A 12,486-nucleotide genomic window follows, 5' to 3' on the forward strand; every position below is an offset into this window, starting at 1 on the left:
ATCGGCTCGTGATCAACGCGCAGAACTGCGTGCACTGCAAGACTTGCGACATCAAGGACCCGACGCAGAACATCGTGTGGGTCACGCCCGAAGGCGGCGGCGGGCCGAATTACCCGAACATGTAACGACCGGGACGCGCCGCCACGAGCGGCGCGTTTTGCGTGGGTCACGGCACACCGCCGCAAACGAAACGGGGCGCTGCATCACGCAGCGCCCCGCTTGCATTCATCGTTTGCCGGACGAGGCGACACGCGCCGCGCCCCAACCTGCTTCGTATCAGGTCGCGCTGCCGGCGATCTTCGGCGTCGACGTCTCGACGTCGCCGCACTGCGCACGATGGCGCAGCGCATGGTCGATCAGCACCAGCGCGAGCATCGATTCGGCAATCGGCGTCGCACGAATACCGACGCACGGATCGTGGCGGCCAAAGGTTTCGACCGTCGCCTCTTCGCCGGACTTCGTGATCGAGCGGCGCGGCGTGCGAATGCTCGACGTCGGCTTGATCGCGATCGACACGGTGATGTCCTGCCCCGTCGAAATCCCGCCGAGCACGCCGCCCGCGTGGTTGCCGACGAAGCCGGCCGGCGTCAGTTCGTCGCCGTGCACCGAGCCGCGCTGCGCGACGCTGTCGAAGCCCGCGCCGATCTCGACGCCCTTCACCGCGTTGATGCTCATCATCGCCTTCGCGATATCGGCATCGAGCCGGTCGAATACCGGTTCGCCCCAGCCGACCGGCACGCCCGACGCGACGACATCGATGCGCGCGCCGATCGAATCGCCGTCCTTGCGCAGCGCATCCATGTACGCCTCGAGCTCCGGCACGACCGCCGCGTTCGGCGAGAAGAACGGGTTCTCGTGCACATGCGACCAGTCGACGAACGGCACGTCGATCTCGCCGAGGGCGCTCATGTAGCCGCGCACCTCGACCCCGAAGCGCTCGCGCAGCCACTTCTTCGCGACCGCGCCGGCGCCGACGATCGGCGCGGTCAGGCGCGCGGACGAGCGGCCGCCGCCGCGGTAGTCGCGGATGCCGTATTTCTGCCAGTAGGTGTAGTCGGCGTGGCCGGGACGGAACGTCTCGACGATGTTGCCGTAATCCTTGCTGCGCTGGTCGGTGTTGCGGATCAGCAGCGCGATCGGCGTGCCGGTCGTCACGCCTTCGAACACGCCCGACAGGATCTCGACCTCGTCGGCCTCCTGCCGTTGCGTCACGTGCCGCGACGTGCCCGGCTTGCGGCGATCGAGTTCGACCTGGATGTCGGCTTCGGTCAACCCCATCCCCGGCGGGCAGCCGTCGATCACGCAGCCGATCGCGGGACCGTGCGATTCGCCGAAGGTCGTGACAGTGAAAAGCGTGCCGAGGGTATTGCCGGACATGATGGAACCGCCCAAAGAGAAATGGGCAAACCGATGCGCTGCCGGGGCCGCGGGCAGGTCGATCGTTTGCCGGTCGAAAAAGAGGTAAACCGCTATTATGCCAGCCGTCCCGGGCCCGCGGGCCGTGTGAACCGTTCAGATCACCCGGGCAGGCCGTGGCCGCGGCGTGGCCTGCGGTCGCTCGGCCGCACCGGGGCCGGGCAGGCCGTGCGGCTCGCCGCGCTCGTCGCCGCGCGGCAACCGGTTACCGGCAACCCGCACCCGGCCGCCGCGCCTACTTCCGCGCGCCGCGCAGCTCGGTCACTGCCGCCTGCAGCGCTTCGGGCGTCGCCATCGACGCCGGGATCGGCTCGCCGACCGCCAGCGTCAGCCGGCTCATCACGCCGCGCTTGATCGGCCGCGGCATCCGCGCATCGGCATGCCGCGAAAAATAGCTGCCCCACAGCCCGCGCAGCGCCATCGGGATCACCGGCGCCGGCGTGCGGCTCAGGATCTCGGTGATGCCGTGGTGAAACGTGTTGATGTCGCCCGTCTTCGTCAGCTTGCCCTCGGGGAAGATGCACACGAGTTCGCCGTCCTTCAGTGCTGCCTCGCACAGGTCGTACGCACGCGCGAGCATCGCGGCATCCTCGTGGCGCGGCGCGATCGGGATCGCCTTCGCGTGCCGGAATACCCAGCTCGCGAAACGCGTCTTGAAGATCCGGTGATCCATCACGAAACGAATCGGCCGGGGGCTCGCGGCGGCCAGCACGAGCGCATCGACGTAGCTCACGTGATTGCACACGAGCACCGCCGCGCCTTCCGCCGGAATCCGCTCCGCGTGCACGAGGCGGATCCGGTAGAACGTATGCACGAGCACCCACGCGACGAAGCGCAGCAGGAACTCGGGCACGAGCAGGTAGATATACGTCGCGACGACCACGTTCAGCAGCGCGGTGACGAGGAACAGCCCCGGGATGTCGACGCCGGCCTTGGTCAACCCCATCGCCATCACGGCCGACAGGATCATGAACAGCGCGTTGAGGATGTTGTTCGCGGCGATGATCCGCGCGCGGTGGGTCGGCGCGCTGCGGCTCTGGATCAGCGCGTACAGCGGCACGCTGTAGAAGCCGCCGAACATCGCGAGCAGGAACAGGTCGGCGAGAATCCGCCAGTGGCGCGCACCGGCCAGGAATTCGCCGACCGACAGCAGATGGCCGGGCGACGGCAGCGCGTGGCTCGCGAAATACAACTCGATGGCGAACACGCTGATGCCGATCGAGCCGAGCGGCACGAGGCCGATCTCGACGCGCCGCTGCGACAGCCGCTCGCACAGCAGCGAGCCGAGGCCGATGCCGACAGAGAAGGTCGCGAGCAGGATCGTGACGACGTCGGGGCTGGCGGACAGCACGTCCTTCGCGAAATTGAAGAACGACGTGAGGAACGTCGCGCCGACGAACCACAGCCACGAGATGCCGAGCAGGCTCAGGAACACCGTGCGGTTCTGGCGCGCGAGCTTCAGGTTGCGCCAGGTCTCGCTGACCGGGTTCCAGTTGATCACGAGGTCGGGCTGCGGCGCGGGCGTGGGCGGCACGCGCTGCGCGACGAGCCGCCCCGCCAGCGCGATGACGACGACGCTCACCGCGAGCACGCGTTCGCCGCTGCCTTCGATGCCGGCCGCCGCGCCGCCGATGATCGTGCCGATCAGGATCGCGATGAACGTGCCCATCTCGACGAGCCCGTTGCCGCCGACCAGCTCATGTTCGCCGAGATGCTGCGGCAGGTACGAATACTTGACGGGCCCGAACAGCGTCGAGTGCATGCCCATCATGAACGTGCACAGATACAGCAGCGTCGCGCTGTGCGTGACGAAGCCGGCCGCGCCGACCAACATCAGCACGATCTCGAACGATTTCACGAAGCGCGTGAGAGTCGCCTTGTCGTATTTGTCGGCGATCTGGCCGGAGGTGGCCGAGAACAGCACGAACGGCAGAATGAAGATCGCGGAAATCAGGAACGCGGCCGTCTTCGCATCGACGCCGGAAAACCGTGCGGTGTGATACGTGACGAGCGACGTGAAGCCGATCTTGAAGACGTTGTCGTTCAGCGCGCCGAGGAACTGGGTCGTGAAGAACGGCGCGAAGCGGCGCTCGCGCAGCAGGTCGAACTGCGATGCGTGGGCGCGCCGTTCGTCGCGCCGCCCCGAAGTGGCTTGCGTGTGATCGCTCATGCGGAATACGCGCGCATCGTCTGGGCGAAGCTGCGCGGGCCTCGTGTCGTTGTTGAAAAAAAAGCGGCGCAGGCCATGCCTGCGCCGCCGCGTGCCGGATGGCGGCGCCCATGCATCGACGTGCCGGGCGCGGCGCGATTCACGGCTTGTGCGCTTCGGCTTCCGATTCCGGCCAGTCGCGGATGTATGCCTTCAGCATCCGGTTCTCGAAGCTCTGCGCCTCGACGACCGTCTTCGCGACGTCGTAGAACGAAATGACGCCCATCAGCACCTTCTTGTCGAGCACCGGCATGTAGCGTGCGTGACGCTCGAGCATCATCCGGCGCACTTCGTTGACGTCCGTTTCCGGCGTGCACGTGAGCGGCTCGTCCATCACCTTGCGCACCTGCACGTCGCCGATCGCGCCGCCATTTTCGCGCAGGCGCAGGATGATCTCGCGGAACGTCAGCATCCCGACGAGATCGCCGTACTCCATCACGACGAGCGAACCGATGTCGTGTTCGGCCATCGTATCGACCGCTTCGCGCAGCGGCTTATCGGGCGTCACGGTAAACAGCGTGTTGCCCTTCACTTTCAGAATATCGCTGACGCGCATCGTAGTCCCCTCATGCTTGAATGCAAAATCTCTTTCGATCCTATCGGAAAGCCTGTCAAAAGGAAAGCACGGGCCCGCGCGGCGGCCCGCCGCCGCTTGCGGACGCCGGCCGCCGGCCGCACAATGGCCTTGTGAACGGCGGCCCGAGGAGACGGCCATGGCGCATACGCATACGGAGCAATTCGCCAGCTTCGCTGACTTCTACCCGTATTACCTGAACGAGCACCGGAACCTGACGTCGCGGCGGCTGCACTTCATCGGCTCGCTCGGCGTGATCGGCTGCGTCGCGATGGCGGTCGCGACCGGCCACTGGCCCTGGCTGCCGGCCGCGGTCGTGTGCGGCTACGGGTTCGCGTGGGTCGGGCACTTCTTCTTCGAGAAGAACCGTCCGGCCACGTTCCGACACCCGATCTACAGCCTGATGGGCGACTGGGTGATGTTCAAGGACATCTGCACCGGCAAGATCCCGCTGTAGCCGCCCGCCCCGCCTTCACGCAGGCCGCGGCGGCCGCGCGTGCGGATCGTCCACGCGCGGCGCCGCGCCGGCGTTCCCGGCCGGCTGCCCGCCCGCGAGCCGGTGCGCGGCGATCAGCGATGCGAGCGTCACGTCGAACCGGTCGCTCGACAGTACCGCGAGCAGCGCCGCGCCTTCGACGTGGCTGCGGCGCCGCTCCAGTTGGTAGGTCAACTCCGCGCGGTCGATCACCAGCACGTCGAACAGTTGCGCGAGCGTCAGTTGCTCCGGGTTCGCGAGCAGGATGTAGCGCGGCGTGGCCTCGTCGCCGCCCTCGAGCCGCGCGACCCATTCCCGCTCCTCCATCGTCGTCAGCAAGCGCTGCGCGGTTTCCATGTCGCAGCGCAGCATCGTCGCGAGCCGCATCGCCGTGTAGCCGCGCTTGCCGGCCGCGCGCGCTTCGGCGAGCCGCGCGAGCAGTTCGAGCGCGTCGAGCAGGTCGCTCCCCGGATAATGGATGCGGTGAAACTGGCCCACCCGAATCGCCGGCAGCGCCGACGCGACCATCGCGCCGAGCAGCGCGATGAACCAGCTCAAATACACCCACAGCAGGAACACCGGCAGCGCCGCGAACGCGCCGTAGACAGCCGTATATGTCGGAATGCGCCGGACGTAGTAGCCGAAGCCGCGCTTCGCGAGCTCGAACGCGATGGCCGCGAACAGCCCGCCGATCACCGCATCGCGCCATGCGACCGCGCAGTTCGGCAGGTACACGTACAGCAGCGTGAACGCGAGCACCGTCAACGGCAACGACGCGAGCGCGAGCAGCCACTCGACGATCGACGTGGACGGCCCCGCGCCGGTGAACGCGAGCGATTGCGTGAACAGGTACGACGAGATCGACAGGCTCACGCCGAACAGCAACGGCCCGAGCGTGATCAGCGCCCAGTACGCGAGCACGCGCTGCGCGAACGGCCGCGGCTTGCGCACGCGCCAGATCAGGTTGAACGCCGATTCGATCGTCATCATCGTCATCACCGACGTGACGACGAGCACGATCAGGCCGGCCGTCGTCAGCCCCTTGGCCTTCGATGCGAACTGGTTCAGGTACTTGAAGATCTGGATGTTGAACTGCGCGGGCATCAGGTGATCGGCGAGGAACCCCTGCAGCGAGATCTGGAACGACGCGAACATCGGGAACGCGGTGAACAACGCGAACGCGACCGTCAGCAGCGGCACGAGCGCCAGCAGCGTCGTGAAGGTCAGGCTGCCCGCCACCTGCGGGATGCGATCCTCGGCGCTGCGCCGGGCCGCGAACTGCGCGAGGCGCTTGATGGTATCGAGATCAACGCTCAACTTCGGCAAACGGCTTCTCCTTCTTGATGCCGCGCGCGTCACGGCGCGCCGCCGCCGCGCTGCGCGACGGCTTCAGCCCCTATAATAGCCGCTCGATTCCAGCAGGGGCCGACTGCACCGGGCATGCGCGCGGCCGCACGCGGCTCCGTCGCCCATGAAAGACATTCTCGTCCTCTATTACAGCCGCCACGGCGCCACGCGCGATCTCGCGCTCGCGATCGCGAACGGCATCGACAGCGTGCCGGGCATGCAGGCGCGCATCCGCACCGTGCCGCCCGTGTCGGCCGTCTGCGAAGCCACCGCCCCCGACATCCCGGCCGACGGCCCGCCCTACGCGGAACTGCGCGACCTCGAGGAATGCGCGGGCCTCGCGCTCGGCTCGCCGACCCGCTTCGGCAACATGGCCGCGCCGCTCAAGTATTTCCTCGACGGCACGACGCCGCAATGGCTGTCGGGCGCGCTGACCGGCAAGCCCGCGAGCGTGTTCACGTCGACGGGCAGCCTGCACGGCGGCCAGGAATCGACGCTGCTGTCGATGATGCTGCCGCTGCTGCATCACGGGATGATGATCGTCGGGATCCCGTACACCGAATCCGCCCTCAGCACGACACGTACCGGCGGCACACCGTACGGCGCGTCGCACGTCGCGCAGCACGATCGGTCGTCACCAGGCGGACTGTCCGCGGACGAGAAGGCGCTCGCGGCCGCGCTCGGCGTACGGCTCGCGCGCGCCGCCGCGGCCCTTTCCAGCGCCCCGGCCGCCGAGGCGGCATGAACGCCCCCGCCCGCTCCGCCGTCGCGGCCCGGCCGCACTACGCGCTGGCTGCCGCCGCGTGTCTCGTCGCGCTGATCGCGCTGTCGCTCGCCTGGGAGCTGTGGCTCGCGCCGCTGCGCCCCGGCGGCTCCGCGCTGATGCTCAAGGCCGTGCCGCTCGCGCTCGCGCTGCCCGGCGTCTGGCGGCGTAACATCTATACGATGCAGTGGGCGAGCATGCTGATCCTCGTCTATCTTGCCGAAGGTATCGTGCGCGGCATGTCCGATCGCGGGCTGTCCGCGACGCTGGGCTGGTGCGAGACCGCGCTTGCCGTCGGCTTCTTCGTCGCGGCGCTGGCTTACGTCGCGCCGTTCAAGCGCGCGGCGAAAAAGCCGCGCGCCACGTCCTGACCCTTACGCGACAAGGTGATGATGTCCTCCGAAGCTTTCGTTTCCGCGTGCCGCGACGCGATCGGCGCCGACCACGTGCTGACCGATCCGCACGATACCGAACCGTTCCTCACCGACTGGCGCCGCCGCTACAAGGGCGCGGCGTGCGCGGTGCTGAAGCCCGCGAACACGGCCGAAGTCGCCGCACTCGTGAAGCTGGCCAACGCGCACGGCATCGCGCTCGTGCCGCAGGGCGGCAACACGGGGCTCGCGGGCGGCGCGACGCCCGATGCGAGCGGCAGCCAGGCCGTGCTGAGCGTCGCGCGCCTGAACCGCGTGCGCGCGCTCGATCCGCACAACAACACGATCACCGTCGAAGCCGGCGTGATCCTCGCCGACGTGCAGGCGCGTGCCCGCGAAGGCGGCCGGCTGTTCGCGCTGAGCCTCGCGGCGGAAGGCAGCTGCACGATCGGCGGCAACCTGTCGACCAATGCGGGCGGCACCGCGGTGCTGCGCTACGGCAACGCGCGCGAGCTGTGCCTCGGGCTCGAGGTCGTGACGCCCCAGGGCGAAATCTGGGACGGGCTGCGCGGGTTGCGCAAGGACAATACGGGCTACGACCTGCGCGACCTGTTCATCGGCGCCGAAGGCACGCTCGGGATCATCACGGCGGCCGTGATGAAGCTGCATCCGCTGCCGGCCGCGCAGGTCACGGCACTGGCCGCGCTCGAATCGCCGCACGCGGCGCTCGATTTCCTCGCGCTCGCGCAGCGCGCGGCCGGACCGCTGCTGACCGGCTTCGAGCTGATGTCGGATTTCTGCATGCAGCTGGTCGGCAAGCACTATCCGCAACTGCGCTACCCGTTCGCGCAAACGCATGCGCAGACGGTGCTGCTGGAGCTGTCCGACAACGAAAGCGAAGCACATGCGCGCGCGCTGTTCGAGAAGCTGATGGAAGAAGCGTTCGAGGCCGGGCTCGTGGTCGACGCGGTGGTCGCGGAGAACCTCGCGCAATCGCGTGCGTTCTGGGACCTGCGCGAGCACATCCCGCTCGCGCAGGCCGACGAAGGGCTCAACATCAAGCACGACATCGCGGTGCCGATCTCGTCGATCGCGCGCTTCATCGACGAGACCGACGCGGCGATCCAGCAGGCCGCGCCGGGCGCGCGGATGGTCACGTTCGGCCACCTCGGCGACGGCAACCTGCACTACAACGTGCAGATGCCCGAAGGCGGCGATGCGAAGGCGTTCCTGGCCGCGTTCCAGGTGCCGATCAACCGGATCGTCTACGACAACGTGCACCGCCACCACGGCACGATCAGCGCGGAGCACGGCATCGGCCAGTTGAAGATCGACGACGCGCAACGCTACAAGTCGCCGGTCGAAACGGCGCTGATGCGCACGCTGAAGACCGCGCTCGACCCGCGCGGCCTGATGAATCCCGGCAAGGTCCTGCGCTGAAGCCGCCTACTCCGGAGCCAATCCCGTGAAAGTCCGCGTCCTGTCCGACCTGCATCTCGAAAGCAACCTGCCCGACGCGATCCCGCATGCCGACGCGGATCTCGTCGTGCTGGCCGGCGACATCCACAATCACGCGGAAGGCCTGCGCTGGGCCGCCGAGACGTTCGACCCCGCGGTGCCGGTGATCTACGTGCCCGGCAATCACGAGTACTACGACGGGGAATTCGGCGCGCTGGAAACGGCGATGCGCGACGCGGCGCATGCGCTCGACAACGTGCACTACTTGAACAACGGCGTCTACGTCGATCCCGCGCAACGCTTTCGCGTGCTGGGCACGACGCTCTGGGCCGATTTCTCGCTGTTCGGCCGAGACGAAGCCAGCGTCGCGCGCGCGATCGATGCCGCGCTGCGCGTGATGCTCGATTTCAAGGGATTGATCCAGGTGACCTGGCCGCACGACGCGGCGTTGCATGCGGCAGCGAGTGCGCCGGACGCACCGGACCGGGATTTCTCGCCGGCCGACGCGATCGCGCTGCACCGGCAAGGGCGCGCATGGCTGGAAGCGCAGCTGGCGGCGCCGTTCGCGGGCAAGACGATCGTCGTCACCCATCATGCGCCGCACCGGCGCTCGCTGGCGCAACGCTATGCGGACGATCTTGCTTCGGCGGGGTTCGTGACGGACATGGCGGACCTGGTGCGACCGCCGGTGGATCTGTGGCTGCACGGCCACACGCATACGTCATTCGATTACGTGACGGACAGCGGCACGCGCGTGGTGTGCAATCCGCGCGGCTACTTTCACCGGCGCACCGGCGAATGGGAAAACCCCGCGTTCGCGTGGGACAAGGTCGTCGAGCTCGGCTGAGCGCCGGCCCGGGCCGCCGCGTGGCGCGGCCTTCCAGACCTGAAGCGTGACGGCGGGATCAGCGGCCGGGGCGGCGCGGCTCGCGCACGCGGACCGGCACGGGCTTCATCTGCGCCTTCGCCTTCATCGCACGCAGTAGGTCGCGGCCTGCCGCCGCGGCGGCAACCGCGCCCAGCAGGACGCCAAGGCCGATCATCAGGTGCGTATCCATCGCTACTCCGGTGTGATGTATCTCGTTAATTCCAACAGTATCAAACTGTCCGACACGCGTTCGTAAAAAAATGTTGCGTGAAGGACAAATCTCGTCAGATTGCGGCCCACCGCGCTGTCATGTCGCATGCGTGTACTGTTCGAGCGCCGCTTCGTCCGCTTCGAGCGTGACCGGCAGCTCGTCGCGCAGGAAATCGACCCAGGTCCGGATTTTCGCGTCGAGGTACTGCCGCGACGGATACAGCGCGTAGATGTTCATCACGTGCGACCGGTACTCGGGCATCACGCGCACGATGTGCCCGCTGCGCAGCCAGCCGATCGCCGAATAGAGCGGCAGCCCGCCGACGCCCATCCCTTCCCGCACGGCCACCGCGAGCGCCTCGGCGACGTTCACGCGAAACGGCGGCGCCGTGATCGGCACGACTTCGTCGCCGTTCGGCCCCGCCAGCGCCCATTCGTCGAAGTGAAAGCCCGGCGCGACCATCCCGAGGCACACGTGCTGCGCGAGGTCGGCCGGCCGCTGCGGCACGCCGTGCGACTCGATGTAGCCGGGCGATGCGCAGACGACGCTGTAGCTTTCGCCGAGCCGCTGCGACACGAGCCCCGAATCGGGCAGATCGCGTCCGACGACGATCGCGACGTCGTACCCCTCGTCCAGCAGGTCAGGCATCCGCTGCGCGAGCGTGAGCTCGACGTGCACGTCCGGATAGCGCGTGCGGTAGCGCGCGATGGCCGGCACCAGATAGTGCTGGCCGAGGCTCGTGAAGCAATGGACCTTCAGCTTGCCGGACGGGCGCGCATGCGCGTCGCCGGCCTCGGCTTCGGCCTGGTCGACGTAAGCGAGGATCTGTTCGCAGCGCTGCAGATAGCGCTCGCCGGCTTCGGTCAGCGCGATCCGGCGCGTCGTGCGGTTCAGGAGGCGCGTGCGCAGGTGGGCCTCGAGATCCGAGACCGCGCGCGACGCGTAGGCGGTGGTCGAATTCATCTGCTGGGCGGCCGCGGTAAAGCTGCCCGCGTCGACCACGCGGACGAATACCCGCATGTTTTGTAACGTATCCATCCCACTACCCGTTTGAATGCGGAGGGATTGTTGCACATCCGCTAGCCAATATTATCCCAGGATTCGTAAAAATGAGTTTCGCCGTTGCCGGTTTATTCAGGAATCGCTGAAAAATATAATCCCCCCCGACCCATCTATATCCGAAAGGGAGAAAATCGTGCAGTCTCGGGGAAAAACAGGGACGTTCGCACTTGCGGTTCTTGCAATCTCATTAATAATGGCCGGCTGTGCGAGCATGGGCGACAACCGGACCCAGTCCACCCGCATCGAAGCGAACGCGCTCGACGCCGGCGCGGCCATCCGCGCGGCGGACCGCGACGCGGGCTGGCCCGCCGCCGACTGGTGGCGCGCGTACCGCGATCCGCAGCTCGATGCATGGATCGCCGCCGCGCAGGCCGGCAACCCCACCCTGGCGGCGGCGAGAGCACGCGTGCGCGAAGCGCAGGCCATGGCGCGCGTCGCCCGTTCGGCCGAACTGCCGCAGATCAACGGCAATCTGTCGCTGATGCGCGAGCACTGGCCGGACAACGTGTACTACGGCCCGGGCCCGCTCGCGAACGCCGACACCTGGAACAATACCGGCACGCTCGGCCTGTCGTACCACCTCGACCTGTGGGGCAAGGACAAGAACACAACCGAACGCGCGCTCGACACCGCGCACGCGACCGCCGCCGACGCACGGGCGGCGAAGCTCGAACTTGAAGTGAACGTGGTGCGCGCGTATGTCGGCATGTCGATGAACTACGCGCTGCTGGATCTCGCGCATGAAACGTTCGAACGCCAGCGCTCGCTCGCCGATCTCGCGCGCAAGCGGCTGCAGGCCGGCATCGGCACGCAACTCGAAGTCAGCCAGGCGGAATCGACGCTGCCCGACTACGAGCGCCAGATCGACACCTATGAAGAAGCGATCCAGCTCGCGCGCCACCAGCTCGCCGCGCTGGCCGGCAAGGGCCCGGGCGCCGGCGACGCGATCAAGCGGCCGCAGCTTGCGCTCGACGCGCCGGCCGGCCTGCCATCGGCGCTGCCGGCAGACCTGCTCGGCCGCCGCCCCGACGTCGTCGCGGCGCGCTGGACGGTCGACGCGCAGGCGCGCGGCATCGACGTCGCGAAGGCGTCGTTCTACCCGAACATCGACCTGCTCGCGACGGTCGGCGGCTTCGGCGTGACCGCGCCGTTCACCGACTTCCTGCGCGCGATGAACGGCGGCTGGACGGCCGGCCCCGCGCTGTCGCTGCCGATCTTCGAAGGCGGCCGGCTGCGTGCGCAGCTCGGCGCCGCGAATGCCGGCTACGACCAGGCGGTCGAGCGCTACAACCAGACGATCGTCGGCGCGCTCAAGGACATCGCCGACCAGGTCGTGCGGATTCGCTCACTCGAGACGCAGAAGAAGGACGCCGCGCGCTCGGTGGCGGCCAACAATCGCAGCTATCAGTTGTCGCGCGAAGGCTTCCGCCGCGGGCTGACCGATTACGTGAACGTGCTGGTCGCGCAACAGCAACTGCTGCGCGCGCAGGAGACGGCCGCCCGCATCGACGCGGAACGCCTCGCCGCGCACGCGCAGCTGATGGCCGCGCTCGGCGGCGGGGTCGAGACGGGCACGGATGGCCGGGGCGACCCACCGCCGAAGGACGAAGCCGCCGTCGGCGCCGCCGCGCCAGCCGCCGCATCGGGCACGAAGCCCGCGGCCGCCGTCGGCCGGCCCGCGCAGGTCGCAACCGCCGACGCGTCCGCCGCGCCGGACGCACGGTAACGCGGA

The 12,486-nt window shown here is 68.2% G+C and carries 13 protein-coding genes; 7 read left to right on the plus strand and 6 right to left on the minus strand.

Features of this window, described 5'->3' with window-relative positions:
- Positions 1-125, plus strand: a 125-nt coding sequence (locus tag LGN10_RS28300) for a 4Fe-4S dicluster domain-containing protein (RefSeq protein ID WP_155630433.1), incomplete at its 5' end; no start/stop codon positions are given.
- A gap of 151 nt (positions 126-276) precedes the next feature.
- On the opposite strand, the gene aroC is transcribed toward LGN10_RS28300, so the two are convergent.
- From aroC to LGN10_RS28315, 3 genes are all read right to left on the minus strand, one after another.
- Positions 277-1,377 carry a chorismate synthase gene (gene aroC, locus LGN10_RS28305; protein ID WP_059575828.1) on the minus strand — a complete coding sequence of 367 codons (1,101 nt, stop codon included), beginning with the start codon at positions 1,375-1,377 and terminating at the stop codon, positions 277-279.
- 274 nt (positions 1,378-1,651) lie between these two features.
- Positions 1,652-3,586 (minus strand): MFS transporter, encoded by a 1,935-nt coding sequence (locus LGN10_RS28310; protein ID WP_059575968.1) that lies wholly within the window; start codon positions 3,584-3,586, stop codon positions 1,652-1,654.
- A 139-nt stretch (positions 3,587-3,725) separates the two neighbouring features.
- Positions 3,726-4,181 (minus strand): CBS domain-containing protein, encoded by a 456-nt coding sequence (locus LGN10_RS28315; RefSeq protein WP_034207093.1) that lies wholly within the window; start codon positions 4,179-4,181, stop codon positions 3,726-3,728.
- 157 nt (positions 4,182-4,338) lie between these two features.
- Between LGN10_RS28315 and LGN10_RS28320 the strand changes: the two genes are divergently transcribed.
- Positions 4,339-4,656, plus strand: a complete 318-nt coding sequence (locus LGN10_RS28320; RefSeq protein WP_059640702.1) for an Mpo1-like protein — start codon at positions 4,339-4,341, stop codon at positions 4,654-4,656.
- 15 nt (positions 4,657-4,671) lie between these two features.
- On the opposite strand, the gene LGN10_RS28325 is transcribed toward LGN10_RS28320, so the two are convergent.
- Positions 4,672-6,000: a YihY family inner membrane protein gene (locus LGN10_RS28325; RefSeq protein ID WP_060316235.1), complete on the minus strand. Its 1,329-nt coding sequence runs from the start codon at positions 5,998-6,000 to the stop codon at positions 4,672-4,674.
- 145 nt (positions 6,001-6,145) lie between these two features.
- Here LGN10_RS28325 and wrbA point away from each other — a divergent pair, with 145 nt between their 5' ends.
- From wrbA to LGN10_RS28345, 4 genes are read left to right on the plus strand one after another with little or no spacing between them, the layout of a single operon-like run.
- A complete protein-coding gene (gene wrbA / locus LGN10_RS28330) occupies positions 6,146-6,766 on the plus strand; it encodes an NAD(P)H:quinone oxidoreductase (RefSeq protein WP_226225759.1) in 621 nt (206 codons plus the stop codon).
- A complete protein-coding gene (locus tag LGN10_RS28335; RefSeq protein ID WP_059575836.1) occupies positions 6,763-7,155 on the plus strand; it encodes a DUF2069 domain-containing protein in 393 nt (130 codons plus the stop codon). The genes wrbA and LGN10_RS28335 overlap by 4 nt, the downstream gene beginning before the upstream one ends.
- An 18-nt stretch (positions 7,156-7,173) precedes the next feature.
- Positions 7,174-8,595, plus strand: a complete 1,422-nt coding sequence (locus LGN10_RS28340) for an FAD-binding oxidoreductase (protein WP_226225760.1) — start codon at positions 7,174-7,176, stop codon at positions 8,593-8,595.
- A gap of 25 nt (positions 8,596-8,620) precedes the next feature.
- Positions 8,621-9,460, plus strand: coding sequence for a metallophosphoesterase (locus LGN10_RS28345; protein WP_104012262.1), 840 nt, complete (start codon positions 8,621-8,623; stop codon positions 9,458-9,460).
- Positions 9,461-9,518: 58 nt separating this feature from the next.
- On the opposite strand, the gene LGN10_RS28350 is transcribed toward LGN10_RS28345, so the two are convergent.
- The gene (locus LGN10_RS28350; protein ID WP_226225761.1) at positions 9,519-9,671 is read right to left on the minus strand and encodes a hypothetical protein; all 153 of its coding nucleotides are present in this window, start codon (positions 9,669-9,671) and stop codon (positions 9,519-9,521) included.
- Between the two features lie 117 nt (positions 9,672-9,788).
- Positions 9,789-10,730, minus strand: coding sequence for a LysR family transcriptional regulator (locus tag LGN10_RS28355; RefSeq protein ID WP_059640691.1), 942 nt, complete (start codon positions 10,728-10,730; stop codon positions 9,789-9,791).
- A 235-nt stretch (positions 10,731-10,965) separates the two neighbouring features.
- Here LGN10_RS28355 and LGN10_RS28360 point away from each other — a divergent pair, with 235 nt between their 5' ends.
- Positions 10,966-12,480, plus strand: coding sequence for an efflux transporter outer membrane subunit (locus tag LGN10_RS28360; RefSeq protein ID WP_367033307.1), 1,515 nt, complete (start codon positions 10,966-10,968; stop codon positions 12,478-12,480).
- Positions 12,481-12,486 lie beyond the last annotated feature (6 nt).

This window comes from Burkholderia sp. AU32262, from assembly GCF_020419985.1.
Lineage (GTDB): Bacteria > Pseudomonadota > Gammaproteobacteria > Burkholderiales > Burkholderiaceae > Burkholderia > Burkholderia semiarida.